This is a genomic window from Streptomyces sp. NPDC015532 (genome assembly GCF_043078065.1).
Lineage (GTDB): Bacteria > Actinomycetota > Actinomycetes > Streptomycetales > Streptomycetaceae > Streptomyces.
The window spans coordinates 54,993-75,969 of the sequence record NZ_JBIBSY010000006.1; the positions used below are offsets into that span (position 1 = coordinate 54,993).

Genomic DNA, 20,977 nt, shown 5'->3' on the forward strand with positions numbered 1-20,977 from the left:
GCTCCCTAGTGGGCCACCGCGGCAGCGCCGTGCTCGTCGACGAGCGCGCCGGTGGTGAAACGGTCGAGCGAGAAGGGGGCGTTGAGGGTGTGCGGGGCGTCGTGGGCGATGGTGTGGGCGTAGACCCAGCCCACGCCCGGCGTGGCCTTGAAGCCACCCGTGCCCCAGCCGCAGTTGAGGTAGAGATTGTCGACGGGGCTGAGCCCGACGATCGGTGAGGCGTCGGGGCTGACGTCGACGATGCCGCCCCAGGTGCGTAGCACGTGGGCGCGGGCGAAGACCGGGAAGAGCTCGAGGGCCGCGGACATCTGCTCTTCGATGATGTGGAAGGCGCCGCGCTGGGTGTAGGAGTTGTACGCGTCGATGCCCGCGCCCATCACCAGCTCGCCCTTGTGGGCCTGGCTGACGTACACGTGGACCGCGTTGGACATGACGACCGTCGGGTGCACCGGCTCCAGCAGCTCCGACACGAGCGCCTGCAACGGATGGCTCTGGACGGGGAGTTCGATGCCGGCCATGGCGGCGAGGACCGAGGTGTGGCCCGCCGAGCAGAGCGCGACCTTGCCCGCCGCGATGGGGCCGAGGTTCGTCTGGACTCCGACCACGCGGTTGCCGACCAGCTCCAGGCCGGTGACCTCGCAGTTCTGGATGATGTCGATGCCGACGGCGTCCGCCGAGCGGGCCAGGCCCCAGGCCACGTTGTCGTGTTTGGCGATGCCGGCGCGCGGCTGGTAGGTGGCGCCCAGGACCGGATAGCGCACGTCCGGTGAGATGTTGACGATCGGGCAGATTTCCTTGACGCCGTCCGCGTCGAGCCACTCCGCGTCCACGCCGTTGAGGCGGTTCGCCTCGACGCGGCGCACGCTGTCGCGAACGTCCTGGAGGCTGTGGGCGAGGTTCAGTACACCACGCTGGGAGAAGAGGATCGGGTAGTCGAGCTCCTCCGCGAGTCCCTCCCACAGCTTGAGCGCGTGCTCGTAGATGCCGGCGCTCTCGTCCCACAGGTAGTTGGAGCGGATGATGGTGGTGTTGCGGGCCATGTTGCCGCCGGCCAGCCAGCCCTTCTCCAGCACGGCGACGTTGGTGATGCCGTGGTTCTTCGCCAGGTAGTGGGCGGTGGCGAGGCCGTGGCCGCCGCCGCCCACGATCACCACGTCGTACGAACGCTTCGGCTCGGGTGTGCGCCAGAGGAAATCCGGGTGGTCCGGGAGGTCGGCGCCTGGGGTGAGGGGGCTCATCGGACGTCTCCGTCTTCTGAAAGGAACGGATACAGCGGGTGCTCGGGGGCCGTCACGTTCTTACGGCGTTCGCGTTCCTCCTTGCTGGCCAGCAACTGAGCGGTCACCGACAGTGCTCCTTGTCTCGAAGTCGACACTCAGGCACGGAGGCGGGACATGGTCGGATCGAACAGAGGCTCGTTGGCGACGACCGCCTCGACGCGCCGGTCGAAGTAGCCGATGTGCACGGTGGTGCCGGGGGTGGCGAGTTCCGCCGGGAGCCAGGCGTACGCGATGCCCTTGCCGATCGTGTGGCCGTAGGCGGCGCTGGTGACGTAGCCGACGGCGCGGTCACCGTCGTACACCGGTTCCTTGCCCATGACGACGGACTGCGGGTCGTCGATGGTGAGGCAGGTCAGCTTGCGGCGGACTTCGGTCTTACGGCGCTCAAGGGCGGCCTTGCCGATGAAGTCGCCCTTGTCGAGCCTGACGGCGAAGCCCAGGCCGGCTTCGTAGGGGTCGTGCTCGTAGGTCATGTCGGCGCCGAAGGATCGGTAGCCCTTCTCCAGCCGGAGGCTGTTGAAGGCGCCGCGCCCGGCGATGATGCCGCCCAGCGGCTTGGCCGCCTGCCACAGGGTGTCCCACAGTTTCTGGCCCAGGTCGGCGGTGGTGTACAGCTCCCAGCCCAGCTCGCCGACGTAGGAGAGGCGCATCGCGGTGACGGGGACGGAGCCGATGTGGGCGCGCTTGGCGCGGAAGTACTTCAGGCCGTCGTTCGAGAAGTCCGTGTCGGTGAGGGGCTGCAGGACCTTGCGGGCGAGCGGGCCCCACAGGCCGATGCAGCAGGTGCCCGGGGTGATGTCACGGACCTGGACCGTGCCCTGGGCGGGGAGGTGGCGGGTGAACCAGTCGAGGTCCAGGTTGCCGTTGGCGCCGACCTGGAAGAGGTCGCGGGCCAGCCGGGCGATGGTGACATCGCTGCGGATGCCGCCGTCCTCGTCCAGCAGGAGGGTGTACGTGACGGAGCCGACGGACTTGTCGATCTTGCTGGTGGACAGCCTCTCCAGGAAGGCGGCGGCACCGGGACCTGTGACCTCAAGGCGCTTGAGGGCCGTCATGTCGTACATCGCGACGCTCTCGCGGGTGGCCTGCGCCTCGGCGCCGACGATCGGGGACCAGTAGCGCGCGGCCCAGTCGTTCGGGGTCGGAATGGAACGGCCGTCCAGCAGGGTCGCGTTGGCCTCGTACCACTGGGGGCGCTCCCAGCCGTTCGCCTCCAGGAAGAAAGCGCCCAGCTCCTGCTGGCGGGCGTGGAAGGGGCTCGTGCGGATCGGGCGCGGGTCCCCGGACGGTTGGAGCGGGTGGAGTATGTCGTAGACCTCGACGAAGTTCTGGCAGTCGCGGGCCAGGACGTACTCGGGGGCGAGCTGGTGCGGTTCGAAGCGGTTGACGTCGCACTCGTGCAGGTCGAAGGACGAGCAGTGGCCGTCGACCAGCCATTCGGCCATGGCCCGGCCGACACCGGCGGAGTGGGTGACCCAGACGGCCTCGGCGACCCAGAAGCCCTTGACGTCCGGGGACTCGCCGAGGAGCGGCTGACCGTCGGTGGTGAAGGAGAACAGGCCGTTGATGCCCTCCTCGACCTTGGCCTCGCGCGTCGCGGGGAGCAGGGACTGGGTCTCGGTCCAGGCGTCCTCGAAGTCGTCCTCGGTGAACTTCAGGACCGACGGCATCTCGTCGGCCTCGTCCACGGACAGGATGTCGTCGGCGGAGACGGGCATCGGGCGGTGACCGTAATAGCCGATGCCGATGCCGTCGAAGCGGTCGCGGTAGTAGAGGTCGGCGTCCTGGTGGCGCAGGATCGGGCGCACGGCCTCCTCGGTCTGGCCCGCGAGCGCCGGTACCGGGCCGGTCCAGGCGAGTTGGTGGCCGAGCGGGGTGAGCGGGAGGTTCATGCCGACCATGCGGGCGATCTTCGGGCCCCAGATACCGGCGCAGCACACGACGAAGTCGGCGGGGATCTCCCCCTGGTCGGTGAGGACGCCGGTGACGCGGCCCTCGCTCTGCCGGACGTCGAGGACCTCGTGGCGGGCGAGGAAGCGTACGCCGCGCCCGGTGGCCCGGCGGATCTGCGCCTCTACCGCGAGGACGGCCTTGGCGAGGCCGTCGGTCGGGACGAGGAGGCCGCCGAGGACCTTGTCCGGGTTGACGAGCGGGTGCTGCTCGACGCACTCCTCGGGGCTCAGCAGCCGGGCCTCGATGCCCCAGGCGGTGATCCAGCCGTGGCGGCGGTGCAACTCGGCGACGCGCTCGGGGGTGGTCGCCACTTCGAGGCCGCCGACCTGCAGGAAGCAGGGCTTGCCGTCGACGTCGAGGGAACAGAACTTCTCGACCGTGTAGCGGGCCAACTCAGTCATGGTCTTGGAAGAGTTCGTCTGGAAGACCAGGCCCGGGGCGTGCGACGACGATCCCCCGGTGGCCGGCAGCGGGCCCTGGTCGACCACGGTCACTTCGGTCCAGCCGCGCGCGGAGATCTCGTCGGCGAGGGCCGCTCCCACGACGCCCGCTCCGATGATCACCACTCGGGGTCCCGCCATCACCGCACCTCCGGAATCAAACCGTAGAGTTGCTGTCTGCGCAACACAGTTCAGGTTGCGCAACTCAATGTGCCTGCCGCGAGGACGGGGTGTCAAGGGGTCCGTGACGTCGGAAAACAGGCCGAAACACCGCCCGGAACACGGCAATGCCCGGCGGGCGGCGCACACCTGCACGCGCCGCCCGCCGGGCATGTCCGACCGGCTTGTGGCCTCGGCCTACTTGATCCAGGCGTCCACCTTGTCCTTGTTGGCGTCCACCCACTTCTTCGCCGCCGCCTCGCCGGACAGCTTGTCCTGGGCGATGTACTTGGCGACCGTGTTCTGGTCCTCGTTCGTCCAGTTGAAGTTCTTCACCAGGTTGTGGGCGGGGCTGCCCGACTTGGCGAACTTCGAGCTGACGATCTTGTCCAGGTTGTAGACGGGATAGTCGCAGGCGACCTTCTCCGCAACGGCGTCACAGCCGGTCGTGTACTTCGGCAGGGAGACCTTCTTCAGCGGCACCTCGGACAGGAACCACTGCGGCTCGTAGAAATAGCCGATCACCCACTTCTTGTTCTTCTCGGCGTCCCGGAAGGACTGGATGAGCGCGGTCTCGCTGCCCGCGTACACCACCTTGAAGTCCAGCTTCAGGTTCTTCACCAGGGCCGCGTCGTTCGTGACGTACGACGGGTCGCCGTCGAGGAGCTGTCCCTTGCCGCCCGACTCGGACGTCTTGAACTCGGACGCGTACTTGTTCAGGTTCCTGTAGTCGAGGATGTCGGGGTGCGCCTTGGCCAGCCACGGCGGCACGTACCAGCCGATGAGGCCTTTGTTGCCGGTCTCACCGGCCTCGACCGCGGTCTTCTGCTGGGTGATGTACTTCTTCTTCAGGTCGTCGTGGCCCCAGTTCTCCAGGACGACGTCGACCTCGCCGGTACCGAAGCCCTGCCAGGCGATCTCTTCCTTCAGGTTCTTCTTGTTGACCTTGCAGCCGAGGTTGTGCTCGGCGACGTACGCGACGACCGCCGCGTCGGCCTCGTAACCCACCCAGGGATTGACCGCGAGGTTGAACGTGCCGCACTTGCCCGAGCTGCCCGCGCTGTTCGAACCCGGGGAGGAGTCGCCGACCTTCGCCCCGCCGCACGCGGTGAGGGTGAGGCCGAGGACGGCCAGGCCGGCCGTGCCGGCTCGCCAGTATCTTGCCATGGTGTCGTGCTCCTTAAGCGCCCGCGCGACGCGCCGCTGCCTGAGTGATCCGGTCGAACATGACTCCGAGCAGTACGATGGCGAATCCCGCCGCCAGCCCCTTGCCGTACAGCTCTCCCTGCGAGAATCCGGCCACGACGTCGTAGCCGAGGGCCCCTGCTCCTACGAGGCCGCCCACAACAACCATCGACAGCACGTAGATCAGGCCCTGGTTGGTCGCGAGCGTCAGGGCGCTGCGTGACATCGGCAGTTGAACCTTGGTGATGATCTGCCAGGTGTTGCACCCGGCGGAGGTGGCCGCCTCCACGGTGGTCTCGGGCACGGCCCGGATCCCGTCGGCGATGATCTTCATGGCGACCGGCGCACCGTAGACGATCGCGGCGACGATGGCCGTGAAACGGGTGGCACCGAACAGCGCGAGGAACGGCACGAGATAGACGAACGGCGGCATGACCTGGGCCGCGTCCAGGGTGGGCCGGATCAGCCGGTCCACGAGCGTGCTGCGCCCCATCCACACGCCGAAGACGATGCCGAGCACCATCACCAGCACCGTGGCGACGAGCGTCGAGGCCAGCGTCGTCATACCGTCCGACCACACACCCGTACCGACCAGCAGGCCCACGCACACGGCCGTGGTGACCCCGGCCTTCCAGCTGCCGAACACCACGCCCAGTGCGACCAGCACCGTGCCGACGAGCCACCACGGGGAGTCGGTGAGCAGCGTCTGGAACGGGTTGAGCAGGCCGTTGGTGATGGCGTCGCGGAAGGCGTTGGTCAGACCCGACAGGTTGTCCTGCGCCCAGTTGGTCGCGGTGTCCGCCGCACGCGCGATGTGGTGGCCGATCGTGCCGTCGCCGGGGAAGTCCGCCGCCCACAGATAGGTGTGCGACAGGTGGATCAGGACCGCCGTGACCACAGCGCCCGCGCCCAGCAGTGGCCGCCGCCACTTCACGAAGCGGTTCCTGGAGCGCCGCGCGCTCTCCTCGCGGGCGCTGGCCGCGGTCGTGACCCGGTCCAGGACGATCGCCATGACCACGATGGCGAGACCCGCGTTGAAGGCCGTGCCGACGTCGAGCGACTGCAGTGCCTGGAGGACGTTCACACCGAGACCCGGCGCGTTGATCAGGGCCGCGATGGTCACCATGGCCAAGGCGGCCATGATGGTCTGGTTGACGCCCATCACCACGGTCCGCTTGGACATCGGCAGCAGGACTTTGAGCAGGGACTGACGGCGGGTGGCGCCCAGGGACTCGGCCGCCTCGACGGTCGTCTTCGACACGTTGCGGATGGCGTGCGCGGTGATGCGGATCGTCGGCGGGGCAGCGTAGATCACGGTGGCGATCGTGGCGGACGCTCCGCCGATGAGGAAGAACAGGGTCAGCGGTGCCAGGTAGACGAAGGTCGGCATCGTCTGCATGAAGTCCAGGAAGGGCGCCATGATCCGGTTGAACCGGTCCGACAGCCCGGCCCACACCCCGAGCGGGATCGCGAACAGCAGGGCCACGAACACCGCGGAGAGGGTCAGGGCGAGGGTGTCCATGCTCTCCTGCCACAATCCCTGCAGCCCGAAGAAGGTGAAGCCCGCCACGGCCAGCAGCGCGACCCGCCAGTTCCCCACGGCCCAGGAGACGTACCCGGCGATGCCGACGACGCCGAGCCAGCCGACCTGCGGGACCGGGCGGGCCCCCGACGGCTGGGAGATCAGGTGCTGGATGAAGGTCACCAGGTTGTCGATGACCAGCCGGATCTCGTTGAAGAAGTACAGGAAGAGCGGGTTGGAGTTGCGATGGGCGCCGACGGAGTCGTTGAAGCCGTTGATCCACCGGTGCAGATCGGTCAGATCCGCCGCTGCCAGCGGCAGGGTCTGCTTTCCGCGCAGGACGGCGAACAGCACCAGCCAGACGACGAGGATCGCGCCGATCACCATGGGCCGGCTGACCTTGCGCGCGCCCTCGGCGGGCGCGGCCGGCTCCACGGCCTCTGTTTTTTCGGGTTTCTGGGATTTCTCGATGGCGACGGTCATCACGCGCCGCCTTCCTGCCCGGCGACCACCGCAAGGATCTCCTCGTCGCCGACGATGCCGAGCAGCTTGCCGTTCTCGACGACCTTGACGGGCTTGTCGGCCGTGAGCACCGCCCGGGTGGCCTCCTTCACCACGACGTCCGGGCCCAGCTCGGGGCCGTCCAGTTCGTCGCCGTCCTCCCGCGCGCGCATGATCCAGCGCAGGGTGAGTACGTCGCCGCGGGGCACGTCCTTGACGAACTCGCGTACGTAGTCGTCGGCGGGGGCGCCGACCAGCTCGTCACCGGTGCCGCACTGGACCGTCCTGCCGTCGCGCATGATGAGGATGCGGTCACCCAACTTGAGCGCCTCGGAGAGGTCGTGGGTGATGAACACCATCGTCTTGCCGACCTCGTGGTGCAGCCGGATGACCTCGTTCTGCATGTCCCGGCGGATCAGCGGGTCGAGCGCCGAGAACGGTTCGTCGAAGAGGAGTACGTCCGGGTCGCCGGCCAGCGCCCGGGCAAGGCCGACGCGCTGCTGCATACCGCCGGAGAGCTGGTCGGGGTAAGAGTTCTCGTAGCCGGAGAGGCCGACCAGTTCGACGACCTCGAGCGCCCGCCTGGTGCGCTCGGCCTTGCTCATGCCGCGGATCTCCAGGCCGAACGACACGTTGTCGACGACCCTTCGGTGCGGCAGCAGCCCGAAGTGTTGGAAGACCATGGAGAACTTGCGGCGGCGCAGTTCGCGCAGGCGCTTGTCGTCCGCGTCGCGGATGTCCTCGCCCTCGAAGACGATCTCCCCTGCGGTGGGTTCGATCAGCCGGGTCAGACATCGCACCAAGGTGGACTTCCCGGAGCCGGACAGGCCCATGACGACGAAGACCTCGCCGGGCGAGACCTCGAAGTTCACATCGCGTACGGCAGCGGTGCATCCGGTGCGGTCCATCAGCTCGCGACGGGTGAGCCCGCACAGCTCCTCGGAGTTCGGCACCTGGTCCGCCTTCGGCCCGAACACCTTCCACAGCTGGCGCACGGATATCACCGGAGTGGGGGCCGAGTCCTGGGGCGTGCCGCGCCGCTGCGGCACCTCAGCCTGTGCTGGGGTCACGATCGGCCTCTCTTCGGCGTTCAGCCGCGGAACCAGTACTGCGGCCGGGGTTGGATGTTCTGCCAGATGTGCTTGGGCTCTCGGTACTCGTCAAGGCCGGTCGGTCCCAACTCCCTGCCCACGCCCGAGTGCCCGAAGCCACCCCATTCCGCTTGCGGCACGTAGGGGTGGTAGTCGTTGATCCACACAGTGCCGTGGCGCAGTCGCCGGGCGACCCGCTGGGCCTTCCCGGCATCCTGGGTCCAGACGGCTCCGGCGAGTCCGTACTCGGTGTCGTTGGCGATGCGTACGGCGTCGTCCTCGTCGGTGAAGCGCTCGACGGTCAGCACGGGTCCGAAGGACTCCTCGTGCACCACCCGCATGTCCTGGGTGCACGCGTCGAGCACGGTCGGCGGGTAGTAGTAACCGTCCGCGAGGGCGGGATCGCCCGGCCGTTCGCCGCCGCAGAGCAGTACGGCACCTTCCGCGAGGCCGGCCGCGACATACGCCTCGACCTTCTCCCGGTGCTGCGCGGAGATCAGCGCGCCCGTCTCGGCCTCGGGGTCGTAGGGCCCGCCCAGTCGGATCTGCCGGGCGCGACGGACGACCTCGTCGACCAGGGCGTCATGGACCGAGTCCTCGACGATCAGCCGGGCGCCGGCCGAGCAGACCTGGCCCGAGTGCAGGAAGACGGCCGTGAGGGCGAAATCGACGGCCGTCTCGAAGTCGGCGTCGGCGAAGATCACGTTGGGGTTCTTGCCGCCGAGCTCCAGCGCGACCTTTTTCACGGTCGCGGCGGCGGCGGCCATGATGCGCTTGCCGGTCTCCACGCCTCCGGTGAAGGAGACCATGTCGACGGCCGGGTCCTCGCAGAGCGGTCCGCCCACCTCGGGGCCCGCGCCGAGGACGAGATTGGCGGCGCCGGCCGGGAGCCCGGCCTCCTCCAGTGCCCGCATCAGCAGGATCGAGGTGGAGGGGGTGAGCTCACTGGGCTTGAGGACGATCGTGTTGCCCGCGAGAAGCGCCGGGGCGACCTTCCAACTGGCCTGCAGCAGAGGGTAGTTCCAAGGGGTGATGAGCCCGCACACGCCGATCGGTTCATAGACGACACGGCTGACGGCGTCATCACGACCGGTGTCGATCACCCGGCCGGCATCCGTGCCCCCGATCCCGCCGTAGTAGCGAAAACAGGAGACGACGTCGGCGATGTCGTACTCGCTCTCCACCAGCCGCTTGCCGGTGTCCAGCGACTCGGCGCGGGCTAACTCCTTGGCGTCGCGCCCGATGAGGTCGGCGGTGCGCAGCAGCAGCGCAGCGCGCTCCCGCTCGGGGGTGTGCGGCCAGGGACCTTCGTCGAAGGCCCGGCGGGCCGCCGCGATCGCCGCCTCGGTATCCGTACGCGTCGCCTCGGACACGGTCGCGGCAAGCACACCATCAGCGGGACAGCGGATCTCCCGGCGGCCACCGGCCGCCGCGTCGCGCCATTCCCCAGCCACGTACAGGTCTGCCACTCGCCAAGCCCTTCAGCCGTTACGCGTTGCGCATCGTGCATTCAATTGCTTGTGGTGGAACACCATGGCGAACGCCACAGACCTACGTCAAGGGGTTGGCGGATGACGATTCCACAAGGGCCCATCGACTCGTCCCTCTTGAGCGATGACCCCCTCCACCCCAACCATGTTGCGTATCGCTCACCGAGTTGTGCAATACGCATCAGCGGAGGCTGCACGTGTCCCCCAGACCGCCTGGAGAGCCGGCAGTTCGACGATCGACTCCAGGGCCGTTTCTTCATGAGGGTTCACTTCGACGTCTCCGACCCTGACACGAATGCGAAAACTCTGCGTTACCGATTCGGTCCCGCGAAGCGTCGACCCCGACCCGGACGCTGATCATGGTGTCCAAGTTCGGCCACTGCCTGAACGATCCGCTCACGTGGTCCGGGTGGACCACTCGCTCGACACCGGGGACCTGGTCACGGTCGGGCGGGACGCGGAGGCACAGGTACTCGCGCACGCGGTGAAGCGGCACAGCGGGAGCCGCGTCATGGTGGACGGCAACCACACGGTGGTCTTCCGCTGAGCGGTACGGCATGAGGGGGCGGGGTCGGATTCCGGCCCCGCCACCGTCGTATACGAACCGGGCGTCCTCCTGGACGAGGTGACCCGCTCCGGCGATCGTTCAGTCGCTCAACCGGTCCACCAGCGCGCGGCGCCACCGTTCGGTCTCGGCGAGCTGGTTGAACGTGAACACGTGCAGGCCCGCCACCCCGGCCGTGGCGCGGTCAGCGCCTTCCCACTGCGGGCGAGTAGCCGCCCGGGATCGCGAACCGCAGGAACCACGAGGCGTGCCTGGTGAGGATGCGCGTCGACTCCCCCACCCCGATCTTCGTCGCCATGGCCAGCAACTTCGCCCGCCGCACGGGCCCCGCCAGCCTGCGCAGCACCGTTGGCATGCTGCCGCGCGGGCACGTGCCGGACGGCGCGGTATCCGTGCGCCGCCAGCCGGCCGACGAGGTCGAGCGTCGGCTCCAGGCCCCTTGACCGGCGACGCCGTCACGGTGACGACGACGTCGCGCGGTACATGGGCGAGGACCTTGTCCCCGGTCGTCCTCGCGGGCAGCACCTCGTAGCGGACACTCGGCAGCAGTGCCGGGAACCCTTTGGCGTCCAACGTCCGCCCGGCCCTACTTCCGGGCATCCCGGTATCGGTAGTACGCGGCCTTGGAGGCGGGCAGCGGCTCCTTGCCGAGGATGAGGTCGGCCGCCTTCTCCGCGATCATCATCACCGGCGCGTAGATGTTGCCGTTGGTGACGTAGGGCATCACCGACGCGTCGACGACGCGCAGTCCCACCACGCCGTGCACACGCATGCTGGCGGGGTCGACGACGGACATCTCGTCAGTGCCCATCTTGCAGGTGCAGGAAGGATGCAGGGCGGTCTCGCCCTCCTTGGCGACCCAGGCGAGGATCTCCTCATCGCTCGCCACTGCCGGGCCGGGTGAGATCTCGCCGTCGTTGTACGGGGCCAGGGCCGGCCGGTTGAGGAGCTCGCGGGCGACCCGGATCGATTCGACCCACTCGCGGCGGTCCTGCTCGGTGGAGAGGTAGTTGAATCGCAGCGCCGGGTGCTCCTGCGGGTCCTTGCTCTTGATCTTCACCGAGCCGATGGCGTCGGAGTACATGGGCCCGACGTGCACCTGGTAGCCATGGCCGCCGGCCGGCGAGGAGCCGTCGTAGCGGACCGCGATCGGCAGGAAGTGGAACATCAGGTTGGGGTAGTCCACGTCCTCGTTGCTGCGGGCAAAGCCGCCGGCCTCGAAGTGGTTGGTCGCGGCAGGGCCCTTGCGGAAGAGCCATTGCAGGCCGATGAAGGGCGCTCGCCACTTCGCCATGTACGGCTGCATGGAGACGGGCTGCTTGCAGGCGTACTGGATGTACACCTCCAGGTGGTCCTGCATGTTCTCGCCGACGCCCGGCAGGTCGTGGACGACGTCGATGCCCAGGGCGGACAGTTCGGCGGCGTTGCCGACTCCGGAGAGCTGGAGCAGCTGCGGGGAGTTGATCGCGCCGCCGCAGAGGATGACCTCGCGGGCACGCACCTGTTGGGCCTTGCCGCGGCGCCGGTACTCGACACCGACGGCCTTCTTGCCCTCGAAGAGGACGCGGGTGACCAGGGCCCGGGTGGTGACGGTGAGGTTGGGCCGCTTCTTCACGGGCTTGAGGTACGCCTTCGAGGCCGACAGTCGGCGGCCGCGGCTGACGTTGCGGTCGAACTGCGCGAAACCTTCCTGCCGGTAGCCGTTGACGTCGTCGGTGGGGGCGTAACCCGCCTCCTGGGTGGCCTTGAGGAAGGCGCCGAACAGCGGGTTCGTGGCGGGGCCGCGCTCAAGGACGAGGGGACCGTCGTGGCCGCGGAACTCGTCGTCGGGTTCGGCCGCGAGACAGTTCTCCATCCGCTTGAAGTACGGCAGACAGTGCGCGTAGTCCCAGGACTCCATGCCGGCCTCGGCCGCCCAGCGCTCGTAGTCCATGGGGTTGCCGCGCTGGAAGATCATGCCGTTGATACTGCTGGACCCGCCCAGCACCTTGCCGCGCGCGTGATAGATGCGTCGGCCGCCCATGTGCGGCTCGGGTTCCGACTCGTACTTCCAGTCGTAGAACCGGCTGCCGATCGGATACGTCAGCGCCGCGGGCATGTGGATGAAGACGTCCCACGGGTAGTCGGGCCGGCCCGCCTCCAGGACCAGCACCTGGTTGCCCGGTTCGGCGGAGAGCCGGTTCGCCAGTGCGCTGCCGGCGGATCCACCGCCGACGATGACGAAGTCGTATTGCAAGGGAGCCATGGTGCCTCGTCTCGCTCGCGCCGTAGATACGCGGGGCATGCTAATACGAGTACCGCTATACGCACCAGGTTGCAAGCAACGCAACTTACAAGGTCCACGTTTCCACGCCGTTACTTGCGCCGCTGTTGTTTATTACGCGTATAGTTTTGCTATGAGCAACGGTCCAGACATGGAAACGACAGGTTCGCAGTCCGGCGGCGTGCAGTCCGTCGACCGCGCCATCAGCGTGCTGGAGATCCTGGCCCAGCGCGGCGAGGCCGGCGTCAGCGAGGTGGCCGCCGAGATCGATGTCCACAAGTCGACCGCGTTCCGCCTGCTCGGCGCCTTGGAGGCGCGCGGCCTGGTGGAACAGGCGGGCGAGCGCGGCAAGTACCGCCTCGGCTTCGGCATCGTACGCCTGGCAGGCGCGGTCACGGGGCGCCTCGACATCACCCAGCAGGGCCGCCAGGTCTGCGAGCGGCTCGCCGAGGAGATCGGTGAGACCGTCAACATCGCCGTGATGCAGGAGCACTACGCGATCAACCTCTACCAGGTGCGAGGCCCGGCGGCCGTCACCGCGCACAACTGGGTCGGCCAGCTGACCCCGCTGCACGCCACCTCCAGCGGCAAGGCTCTGCTGGCGCATCTGCCCGCCAAGGAGCGCACCGCGCTGCTGGCCGAGGCCGGCCTGAAGAAGGTGACCCCACACACCCTGACCTCGAAGACGAAGCTGGAGAAGAACCTCGCCGAGACCCGGGAGCGCGGCTACGCCTGGACCCTGGAGGAGCTGGAGGTCGGGCTCCACGCCATGGCCGCGCCGGTGCGCGACCGCAACGGCGAGGTCATCGCGGCACTCAGTGCCTCCGGACCCGCGTACCGGTTCACCGAGGAGCGCCTGCACGAACTCGCTCCGGTGCTGGTCCAGGGCGCGGAAGAGATCAGCCACCGGATGGGCTACCTGGGCTGACCCGCCTCACTACGGCCGGGGAGTACCGAGGCGCTCGTTCACCCAGCCATGGAAGGCACCGATGTGGTGTTCGCTGGGCACCAGCACCCCGCCCCTGGCGTACATCCGGGAGCTCATCCCGGGCTGCGTGCGCTCGCACGCGTCGAAGTCCTGGCGGTTGACCCGGTCGAAGAGCTCCACGGACCGGCTGACATCCTCGCCGCTCTCGACGACGTGCGGAAGATAGAGCCAGTCGCACTCGACGATCGTGCGGTCGACGGATACCGGGTACATCCGGTGGAAGATCACGTGATCGGGGACGAGGTTGATGAAGACCTGCGGCTTGACGGTGATCGCGTAGTAGCGGCGGTCCTGGTCGTCGGACACACCCGGTATGCGGTCCAGGCCCTCGGAGCCGTCGACGGTGAAACCCTGAACCTCCTCACCGAACTCGGCGCCGTGGCCGACGTAGTACTGAGCGGCGTAGCCGCCGGCGAACTCGGGGAGCACCTCGGTGAGTTCGGGGTGGATCGTGGCGCAGTGGTAACACTCCATGAAGTTCTCGACGATGAGCTTCCAGTTCGCCTTGACGTCGTAGACGATCCGCTTGCCGACCGCGAGGTTGTCGATGTCGTAGTGCTCGATCGACTCCACGTCGCCGAGCCGGCCGACGACCTCGCCGATGACATCGTCCTCGAAGGAGGGCGGGTTCTCCGCCAGGCAGACCCAGACGTAGCCGAGCCATTCACGGGTGGTCACGCTGACCAGGCCGAACTCCGTGCGGCCGACGTCAGGCATCTTCATGAGGTTGGGCGCCGCGACGAGCTTGCCGTTCAAGTCGTAGGTCCAGGCGTGGTACGGGCACTGGAAAGCCCGCTTGACCTCGCCGGACTCCACCGTGCAGAGCTTGGCACCGCGGTGCCGGCAGACGTTGAAGAAGGCGCGTACGGAGTTGTCCCGCGCTCGCGTCACCAGGATGCTCTCGCGACCCACCTCCACGGTCCGGAAGGCACCGGGCTTTGCCAGCCCCGAGGAACGCACGGCGCAGAACCACATCGTTTCGAAGATGCGCTCCTGCTCCTGGGCGAAGATCCCCGGATCCGTGTACGAGGAGCCGGGGAGGGTGGCGATCAGGCTGTCCGGCAGGCTGGTCCAGGTCACGGTGCACTCCTCGGGAAACGTCGTGGAGGGGCCATTCACGCGCCAGGAGGAAAGACACCGGGCGGTGTTGTGTATGGAGCAACGCTGCACGCCATGCGCAACCGCAGCATGAAAGGACTCGAGGGCAGTGTCAAGAGCTCGCGGCGGCGAGCTGCTTGCGCCAGCGGGTGAACAACCGAGGCTGGTTCATCCCGAGCACGGCGACCGGAACTCCGGCACGCCGGTAGACGGCCAGGACGTCACGGTCGTCCGCGGCGCCCGCCTCGATGGTCACGCTGTCGGCGGCTGCCGCGTGACCGGCGAACTGGATCTTCACGCCGTACTGGTCTGACCAGAAGTACGGCGGCCGGGGCACGCCGGGTTCCACCGCACCGCCCGCCAGCAGTGTGGCGATGGCGGCATCGGGACGCTCGCGCGCACCGGTCCAGTGCTCGACGCGACGATGGGCGCCCGCGCGCGGGTCGTACCAGTTGGCGCAGTCGCCGACCGCGACCACGCCGGCCAGGCTGGTGCGGCCGTCGGGACCGCACTTGACGCCGTTGTCGAGGTCGACGCCGGATCCGTCCAGCCACTCGACGCACGGACGCGCGCCGACGCCGACGACGACGATGTCGGCGGGGATGCTGCGGCCGTCCTTCAGCAGGACGGCGTCCACCCTCCCCCGGACTCCGTCCGGGGCGACCCCCATCCCGCTTCGCTCGTCCCCGCTCAGCCTCTTGACCTCCACGCCGCACAACAGTCTTACGCCGTGGTCCACATGGAGGGCGGAGACGATCCCGCCCATGCGCGCGCCGAGAGGTCCGGCCAGCGGCGTCGGGGCCGCCTCGACGACCGTCACGTCCAGCCCGAGGGTGTATGCGGTGGAGGCGACCTCCGCGCCGATGAAGCCGCCACCGATCACCACCAGCCTTCCGCCCCGGACCAGTTCGTCCCGCAGGGCGCGGGCGTCGTCCAGGGTACGCAGGGTGTGCACTCCGGCCAGACCTTCGGACCCCGGCAGAGTGCGCGCCGCGGCGCCGGTCGCAATGACGATGCCGTCGGCGCGGACCTTCCGCCCGTCGGCGAGCCGGACGGCGCGCTCGGTGCGGTCGAGTCCGGTGGCACGAGCGCCGAGCAGCCACTCCGCCCGCAGGTCCTCGTCGTCCGTCTCCAGCGAGAGATCCGCCTCACCCAGGGTGCCGGCCAGGAACTCCTTGGACAGCGGAGGCCTGTCGTACGGGCGGTGGAGTTCGTCACCGATGACGACCAGCCGCCCGTCATAGCCCTGTTTCCGCAGCGAGCGCGCCGCCGACAGACCGGCCAGCGAGGCGCCGACCACGGCGACGGTCCTCACGCGGAACCCCCGGCGAGCCGGGCTGCGACGCAGGGCGGCAGGTTGGGGGCAGTGCCGGACAACCGGACGTGGATCACGCCGTCCTCGACGACGACCTCGTGCGTCCGGACCGGGAGCCTGGCCGGCGGAGAGTCGACCGCGCCGGTCCTCAGGTCGAACTTCGAAGCGTGCAGCGGGCATTCCACCTCGCAGCCCTCCAGCCAGCCGTCGGCGAGCGAGGCGTCCTGGTGGGTGCAGGTGTCGTCGATGGCGAAGAGCTCGCCGTCCTCGGTATGGAAGACCGACACCGGCGGATCGATGTCGAGCCGGTGAGCCTCACCTCGCGGGAGATCCACGAGACGGCACGCGGGAATCATCATGACACCTCGGTGCGTATAGCGAAACGGATTGCAGTGAGCGCAACAATAGTCTGGGGTCGACCAGAACCCTTGTCAAGGCATCCCCAGGGCACTCCGACGCGTCCCTCATGGTGCGCAACACGGAACTCGATCCATACGGAACAACCAACAACAGCCCGCCATATCGGCTCGCGACGGACACGAGCCGAGAGCGGCGGTCGAGGGGGCTAGTGGGCGTCAGAAACCGCGCCCGATCCACTCCTGGAGGTGTGGGGCCCCGGCGGCGACGGTGGTCTTTCCTCCGTGTCCGGTGTGCACGACGGTGTCGCCCGGCAGGATCGGCAGCCGGTCACGGATCGACTCGACGATGGTCGGGAAGCGGCTGTACGACCGCCCCGTCGCCCCGGCCCACCGGCGAACGGGGTGTCGCCGCCGAAGAGGGCGGTCAGGGCCGGTGCGTACGGGCAGACCGCGCCGGACGCGTGGCCCGGCGTACGCAGCACGGTCAGCGGGTCTGCCGCACGATCGGGTGACTGACCTGCCCCACCTCTCAAGCCCGTTCTGCCGGCCAACTGACGGCCTTCGCGAAAGGCCCTTGGCGGGTGTCGGCAGACCAGGCTCACGCCGCCATGAAGCGGCCCAGCTCGCGTGACTTCTGCTGAAGGGCCCCGTTCTCGGGTTCTGGCTCAGCTTCTGTGACGCGGCCACTCTGAGTGACAATCCGAGCCCCTTCGAGCCGTACGTGAAGTCGCCCGAAAATGCTCCCTGAGCACCGCGGTCGGGCTGACAGTTCGGGGCCGTGGAAGAGGTTGCGCTCCGGCTGAAGGAGTTGTTGTTCCCGTCGATAGCGGACGTCGCGGTGCTGTCGGTGGAAGTCAACATCGAGATAGTGCGCGTTGATGCGCAATGCGTCGCGGACGGCGCCGTGTGCCCGGTCTGTGGGGTCTGGTCGAACCGGATTCATGGTTCCTACCTACGGTTTCCCGCTGATGTGCCGAGCGGTGGCCGAAGTGTTGTTCTCCAACTGAGGGTCCGTCGATTCGCCTTCGGGAACCCGGGCTGCGCTCGCCGGACTTTCGTCGAGCAGCTACCCGGCCTGACACGCCGACACGGTCAGCGGACCGAGAGGCTGCGATCCACCCTGGCTGCGGTCGCTCTGGCCCTCGCGGGCCGGACTGGGTCTCGCATCGCCCGCGTTCTCGGGGTGTCGGTCAGCCGCAGTACCGTGCTCCGGCTGGTCGACGCTCTTCCCGACCCCACGGTGGCCGCACCGCGTGTGGTCGGTGTCGACGAGTACGCCACCCGCAAGGGCCGACACTACGGAACCGTCCTCGTCGACCTCGAAACGCGCCGCCCCATCGCCCTGCTGCCGAACCGGGAGGCATCCAGCCTCGCGGCTTGGCTCGCCGAACGGCCAGGCATTGAGGTCATCTGTCGGGACCGGGCACCGTTCTTCGCCGAAGGCGCCGCCGCCGGCGCGCCGCAGGCCGTCCAGGTCGCGGACCGGTGGCACCTGTGGCACTACCTGAGCGAAGCTGCCGAACGGGCCGTTGCCCAGCACCGCAACTGCCTTCGCCCCCTTGTCCCGGCTGCCCATGGACCCGAGTCGGGGCCCGCCCCGGAAGGAGAACCGCCTGGTTCACCCTGGCCGACCGGACATCGGTTCGCTGACCGCACCCGGACCCGGCACGCTGCCGTCCACGTACTGCTGGAGGCCGGGCACAGCCGCCGCTCGATCCAGCGTCAACTCGGCATGACCTGGCGGACCGTCAAGCAGCTCGGTGACGCTTCCGCCCCGGAGGAACTGTTCACCGGCCAGTGGCAGAACCGGCCCTCGGTCCTCGATGACTACAAGCCCTACCTGGACGGCCGGTGGAACGAGGGATTCACCAACGCCTGGAAGCTGTGGGAGGAGATCGTGCCGCTCGGCTACAAGGGCAGCTACCAGCGCGTCCGTGCTTACCTGCACAAAGCGGACCTCGCCGCGGCCGGTGACCGCCCGGCCACCGTCGCCCCCGACGGTCTCCAAATGGATCCTGAGCCGCCCGGAGACCCTCACCGAGACCGAACAGCGCCAGCTCAAGATTGTCTGCATGCACTGTTCCGAGCTCGATGCCCTCACCCGGCATGTCCGCTCCTTCGCAGTCATGCTCACCCAGCGCCAAGGCGAACACCTGCCAGCCTGACTCGACGCCGTCCGGGAGGACGACCTGCCCAGCCTCCACACTCTTGCCGCCGGCATCGACCGCGATCTCGACGCCGTCACCGCCGGACTCACTCTGCCCTGGACCTCGGGCGCGGTCGAAGGGCATGTCAATCGGATCAAAATGCTCAAGCGCCAGATGTTCGGCCGAGCCGGCTTCGCGCTCCTACGCAAGCGAGTCATGCTCGCCTGATGCTGTCCACCAATGGGTCGTCAGATTCAGGCTGCTGACCTCCGCAGATCAGATCGCTGGGCGCCGGAGCACGTCGGTGGGCTCCCAGTCGCTCTTCCAGAAGGTTTCAAGCCCACGCTCGTTGATGAACTGCCGCTCGACCTCGTGGATGGGGTAGATCCCTTGGATGTTGATCACATCGTGGCCCTCATGTCCCGGAATGCCGACGTCGATGCCCAGGTAGTCGCTTCTGTCGAGGGCCAGCGGTGCGAACACGCAGAATGCCGTCATCTCTGACTCGGGCACGATGCGCTCACCGAAGTTGATGGTGCTGCCGTAACTGAAGGGGTGGGTGCCACGGAGCTGCTCGGCGAGGAAGCCCACCGCGTGGGCCCAGATCACGTTCGTCGAGTTCACGCTGAGGCAGAGTTCCGGCGAGCCGTGCTGCCAGTCCGGATGTTCTGCAAGCGACAACCCGTAGGTGAGCGTCGTGAGAAGCCCGTCCGGCAGGTTGTCGTACACGATCTCCGTTATGCCCCGCAGCCCCTGCTTGGTTGACTTGACGGGGAAGAAACGGGGCTCCCTTCCTCCGGAAAGTCGATCAAGATGGGCGAGGTACTTCTCAACGCGACTGGCCATGCGTCCAGCCTGCACGATCGCTCACCGGTGCACGCCACCGGGGCCGTCACCAGTAACGCTCCAGCACTTGCACAGCAGTTTGGGAGGCAGTCGGCGCCGCGAGCGAAGCGAAACGTGCACGGGTCTCGACAGCACCGGTGCCGAGAAGACGCGGGAGGCGGTGCACTCCACGGGCGGGGCAGATGACCCCGGGCTTGGCGGAGGGAGGCCGTAGGGTTCTGCCTCGTGCACCAGCTTGAGATTTCCGACCTGATCACGACGGTGGAACCACGCAGCGGCCGCCGGCTCCCGGTCCGGCGCGACGAGGTGATCCAGCAGCTCGTTGAGAGCGGAGACGAACGCGGGTCCCGGATTGTTGCCGAGCTCCCCACGGACCAGGACGGCGTACTCGACCCACACGCCGTGGACCGCCTGCTCATCAGCGTGCACACGGAGCTCCAGCGCCTGAGCGAGGAGCTGCGGACCGGCGAACGCCTGGTCCACCTGCTCGGCCCGCTCTTCACCGCAATTCGCTCGACCAGCCCGCAGCCCGGGCCGTACCGCCTGGTCGACGTCGGATGCGGCTTGGGCTACCTGGTCCGCTGGCTGGCGGCCACCAACGCCCTTGGAGCGGACGTCGAGCTGGTTGGGGTCGACCTCGACGCCGCGCTGGTCGGTGAAGCGGAGCGGCTGGCCCGCGTAGAGGGGCTCGGCTGTCGCTTTGTCCACGGAAACGCTTTCGACATACCGGAGGCAGCGACCGTCTACGTCTCCACCGGTGTGCTGCACCACTTCCGTGGTCCGGCCCTGGCAGAGTTCTTCCAGGCCCAGGCCGCCTCACCGGCACAGGCCTTCTGCCACTTCGACATCGCCTCGACCCGCCTGGCCCCCGTCGGCGCCTGGGTGTTCCACCACGCCCGGATGCGCCACCCCCTCGGCCGCCACGACGGCGTCGTCTCCGCGCGGCGCGCGCACAGCGACGAAACACTGTTGCGCGCCGCCGCCGCACCCGGCATCCGGTCGCTGCTGTACGAGCCACGCGGCTCGGTGAACCCGTTCTGCACCACGTTGCGACCGGTCCTCGGAGTGCGCCCGCACCTGGAGGCGCCGCTCCGCCTGGCGCTGGGACGGGCCGCGCGCCGGCTGGTCGGCCCGGAGCACCTGGCCGAGGTCTCCGGATGACCCCCGCCATACCGCTCGCGCTACTCGGCCTGATCGACGCGTCGTTCAGCGGATTCCGCGCCTACGCCGGCCGTGACGCCCGTATCCGCAAGCACCGGGCCACAGCGCGAGCGGCTCTGCGCGGCCTGGCCGTCGGGGCCGTTCTGCTGCTCGCCCCCGCGCTGACCGCCGCCATCGTGCTGTCGACCGCGTCCGACCAGGCCGAGACCTTCGACACGCTGACCGCCGGAGGCCGCGGCTACCTGCTCCCGCTCGCCCTCTACACCGCCGTCGTACTGGTCTCGCTCGCGGCGTACTTCGCCCTGCCCTTCCGGGCCAGCACCCTCGCGGTGGTCATCGGCCTCGGCCCGCTGACCCTGCTGCGCCCGCTCGCCATTGCCGCCGCCTGCCTCGGCGCGCTCATCAACGGTGGCGGAGCCCCGGCCCTTCTGATCGGCACGATCGCAGGCGCCGCCGTGCTGTGCGTCGAACCTGCGGTGCACCGACGCTGGTACCACCACGTGCAGTAGAGAACCTGGGCGACGCCCGCGCCGCCCGCTTCATCGGCGCCGGCTCGCCACGCGCCTGATCCGCAAACACGGCACTGGGAAGCTCCCCCGGCGGTGTGCTCGAAC

17 protein-coding genes and 3 pseudogenes are annotated in these 20,977 nt (G+C 68.5%); 7 read left to right on the top strand and 13 right to left on the bottom strand.

Annotated features, from left to right (window positions below; all coding sequences use genetic code 11):
- Nucleotides 1-5: 5 nt before the first annotated feature.
- The 6 genes from ACF07B_RS20470 to ACF07B_RS20495 all read right to left on the bottom strand — a co-directional run bounded on the left by ACF07B_RS20470 (nt 6) and on the right by ACF07B_RS20495 (nt 9,600).
- Nucleotides 6-1,238, bottom strand: a complete 1,233-nt coding sequence (locus ACF07B_RS20470) for a sarcosine oxidase subunit beta family protein (RefSeq protein WP_392179927.1) — start codon at nt 1,236-1,238, stop codon at nt 6-8.
- A gap of 137 nt (nt 1,239-1,375) precedes the next feature.
- Nucleotides 1,376-3,814 carry an FAD-dependent oxidoreductase gene (locus ACF07B_RS20475; RefSeq protein WP_392179928.1) on the bottom strand — a complete coding sequence of 813 codons (2,439 nt, stop codon included), beginning with the start codon at nt 3,812-3,814 and terminating at the stop codon, nt 1,376-1,378.
- 216 nt (nt 3,815-4,030) lie between these two features.
- Nucleotides 4,031-4,999 carry an ABC transporter substrate-binding protein gene (locus ACF07B_RS20480; RefSeq protein ID WP_384236119.1) on the bottom strand — a complete coding sequence of 323 codons (969 nt, stop codon included), beginning with the start codon at nt 4,997-4,999 and terminating at the stop codon, nt 4,031-4,033.
- Nucleotides 5,000-5,012: 13 nt separating this feature from the next.
- On the bottom strand, nt 5,013-7,022 hold the full coding sequence (locus tag ACF07B_RS20485; protein WP_392179929.1) for an ABC transporter permease: 2,010 nt from the start codon (nt 7,020-7,022) through the stop codon (nt 5,013-5,015).
- A complete protein-coding gene (locus tag ACF07B_RS20490) occupies nt 7,022-8,110 on the bottom strand; it encodes a glycine betaine/L-proline ABC transporter ATP-binding protein (RefSeq protein ID WP_369480410.1) in 1,089 nt (362 codons plus the stop codon). The genes ACF07B_RS20485 and ACF07B_RS20490 overlap by 1 nt, the downstream gene beginning before the upstream one ends.
- 20 nt (nt 8,111-8,130) lie before the next feature.
- A complete protein-coding gene (locus ACF07B_RS20495; protein ID WP_392179930.1) occupies nt 8,131-9,600 on the bottom strand; it encodes an aldehyde dehydrogenase family protein in 1,470 nt (489 codons plus the stop codon).
- Between the two features lie 195 nt (nt 9,601-9,795).
- Here ACF07B_RS20495 and ACF07B_RS20500 point away from each other — a divergent pair.
- Together ACF07B_RS20500 and ACF07B_RS20505 are read left to right on the top strand one after the other, a co-directional pair.
- Nucleotides 9,796-10,168: pseudogene (locus tag ACF07B_RS20500) on the top strand (hypothetical protein).
- A gap of 314 nt (nt 10,169-10,482) precedes the next feature.
- Nucleotides 10,483-10,629, top strand: coding sequence for a hypothetical protein (locus tag ACF07B_RS20505; protein WP_392179931.1), 147 nt, complete (start codon nt 10,483-10,485; stop codon nt 10,627-10,629).
- A 143-nt stretch (nt 10,630-10,772) separates the two neighbouring features.
- Here ACF07B_RS20505 and betA read toward each other — a convergent pair whose 3' ends face one another.
- Nucleotides 10,773-12,431: a choline dehydrogenase gene (gene betA, locus ACF07B_RS20510; protein WP_392179932.1), complete on the bottom strand. Its 1,659-nt coding sequence runs from the start codon at nt 12,429-12,431 to the stop codon at nt 10,773-10,775.
- Nucleotides 12,432-12,582: 151 nt separating this feature from the next.
- On the opposite strand from betA, the gene ACF07B_RS20515 reads away from it, so the two are divergent.
- On the top strand, nt 12,583-13,377 hold the full coding sequence (locus ACF07B_RS20515) for an IclR family transcriptional regulator (RefSeq protein ID WP_369480407.1): 795 nt from the start codon (nt 12,583-12,585) through the stop codon (nt 13,375-13,377).
- A 9-nt stretch (nt 13,378-13,386) separates the two neighbouring features.
- Here the strand turns inward: ACF07B_RS20515 and ACF07B_RS20520 are convergent, their stop codons facing one another.
- The 4 genes and pseudogenes from ACF07B_RS20520 to ACF07B_RS20535 form a co-directional block, all read right to left on the bottom strand.
- Nucleotides 13,387-14,517: an aromatic ring-hydroxylating dioxygenase subunit alpha gene (locus ACF07B_RS20520; RefSeq protein WP_392179933.1), complete on the bottom strand. Its 1,131-nt coding sequence runs from the start codon at nt 14,515-14,517 to the stop codon at nt 13,387-13,389.
- A 130-nt stretch (nt 14,518-14,647) separates the two neighbouring features.
- Nucleotides 14,648-15,850, bottom strand: coding sequence for an NAD(P)/FAD-dependent oxidoreductase (locus ACF07B_RS20525; RefSeq protein ID WP_392179934.1), 1,203 nt, complete (start codon nt 15,848-15,850; stop codon nt 14,648-14,650).
- Entirely contained in the window at nt 15,847-16,209 is a 363-nt protein-coding gene (locus ACF07B_RS20530) for a bifunctional 3-phenylpropionate/cinnamic acid dioxygenase ferredoxin subunit (protein WP_392179935.1), read from the bottom strand. The genes ACF07B_RS20525 and ACF07B_RS20530 overlap by 4 nt, the downstream gene beginning before the upstream one ends.
- Nucleotides 16,210-16,425: 216 nt before the next feature.
- Nucleotides 16,426-16,703: pseudogene (locus ACF07B_RS20535) on the bottom strand (MBL fold metallo-hydrolase); the annotation flags it as partial.
- Between the two features lie 410 nt (nt 16,704-17,113).
- Between ACF07B_RS20535 and ACF07B_RS20540 the strand changes: the two are divergent.
- Nucleotides 17,114-17,704, top strand: a pseudogene (locus ACF07B_RS20540) (ISL3 family transposase); the annotation flags it as partial.
- 123 nt (nt 17,705-17,827) lie between these two features.
- Here ACF07B_RS20540 and ACF07B_RS20545 read toward each other — a convergent pair.
- Nucleotides 17,828-18,283, bottom strand: a complete 456-nt coding sequence (locus ACF07B_RS20545; RefSeq protein ID WP_392180199.1) for a hypothetical protein — start codon at nt 18,281-18,283, stop codon at nt 17,828-17,830.
- A 145-nt stretch (nt 18,284-18,428) separates the two neighbouring features.
- On the opposite strand from ACF07B_RS20545, the gene ACF07B_RS20550 reads away from it, so the two are divergent.
- Nucleotides 18,429-18,584 (top strand): hypothetical protein, encoded by a 156-nt coding sequence (locus ACF07B_RS20550; protein ID WP_392180188.1) that lies wholly within the window; start codon nt 18,429-18,431, stop codon nt 18,582-18,584.
- A 48-nt stretch (nt 18,585-18,632) separates the two neighbouring features.
- On the opposite strand, the gene ACF07B_RS20555 is transcribed toward ACF07B_RS20550, so the two are convergent.
- Nucleotides 18,633-19,202 (bottom strand): suppressor of fused domain protein, encoded by a 570-nt coding sequence (locus ACF07B_RS20555; RefSeq protein WP_392179936.1) that lies wholly within the window; start codon nt 19,200-19,202, stop codon nt 18,633-18,635.
- 225 nt (nt 19,203-19,427) lie between these two features.
- Here ACF07B_RS20555 and ACF07B_RS20560 point away from each other — a divergent pair, with 225 nt between their 5' ends.
- Nucleotides 19,428-20,363 carry a class I SAM-dependent methyltransferase gene (locus ACF07B_RS20560; RefSeq protein WP_392179937.1) on the top strand — a complete coding sequence of 312 codons (936 nt, stop codon included), beginning with the start codon at nt 19,428-19,430 and terminating at the stop codon, nt 20,361-20,363.
- Nucleotides 20,360-20,872, top strand: a complete 513-nt coding sequence (locus tag ACF07B_RS20565) for a hypothetical protein (protein ID WP_392179938.1) — start codon at nt 20,360-20,362, stop codon at nt 20,870-20,872. Before ACF07B_RS20560 ends, ACF07B_RS20565 begins: the two co-directional genes overlap by 4 nt.
- Nucleotides 20,873-20,977 lie beyond the last annotated feature (105 nt).

Bases quoted from the DNA above. Each gene is read 5' to 3' on its own strand.
- ACF07B_RS20470 (WP_392179927.1), bottom strand. From the start codon at position 1,238: ATGAGCCCCCTCACCCCAGGCGCCGACCTCCCGGACCACCCGGATTTC.
- ACF07B_RS20475 (WP_392179928.1), bottom strand. From the start codon at position 3,814: ATGGCGGGACCCCGAGTGGTGATCATCGGAGCGGGCGTCGTGGGAGCG.
- ACF07B_RS20480 (WP_384236119.1), bottom strand. From the start codon at position 4,999: ATGGCAAGATACTGGCGAGCCGGCACGGCCGGCCTGGCCGTCCTCGGC.
- ACF07B_RS20485 (WP_392179929.1), bottom strand. From the start codon at position 7,022: ATGACCGTCGCCATCGAGAAATCCCAGAAACCCGAAAAAACAGAGGCC.
- ACF07B_RS20505 (WP_392179931.1), top strand. From the start codon at position 10,483: ATGGCCAGCAACTTCGCCCGCCGCACGGGCCCCGCCAGCCTGCGCAGC.
- betA (WP_392179932.1), bottom strand. From the start codon at position 12,431: ATGGCTCCCTTGCAATACGACTTCGTCATCGTCGGCGGTGGATCCGCC.
- ACF07B_RS20515 (WP_369480407.1), top strand. From the start codon at position 12,583: ATGAGCAACGGTCCAGACATGGAAACGACAGGTTCGCAGTCCGGCGGC.
- ACF07B_RS20530 (WP_392179935.1), bottom strand. From the start codon at position 16,209: ATGATGATTCCCGCGTGCCGTCTCGTGGATCTCCCGCGAGGTGAGGCT.
- ACF07B_RS20545 (WP_392180199.1), bottom strand. From the start codon at position 18,283: ATGCAGACAATCTTGAGCTGGCGCTGTTCGGTCTCGGTGAGGGTCTCC.
- ACF07B_RS20555 (WP_392179936.1), bottom strand. From the start codon at position 19,202: ATGGCCAGTCGCGTTGAGAAGTACCTCGCCCATCTTGATCGACTTTCC.
- ACF07B_RS20565 (WP_392179938.1), top strand. From the start codon at position 20,360: ATGACCCCCGCCATACCGCTCGCGCTACTCGGCCTGATCGACGCGTCG.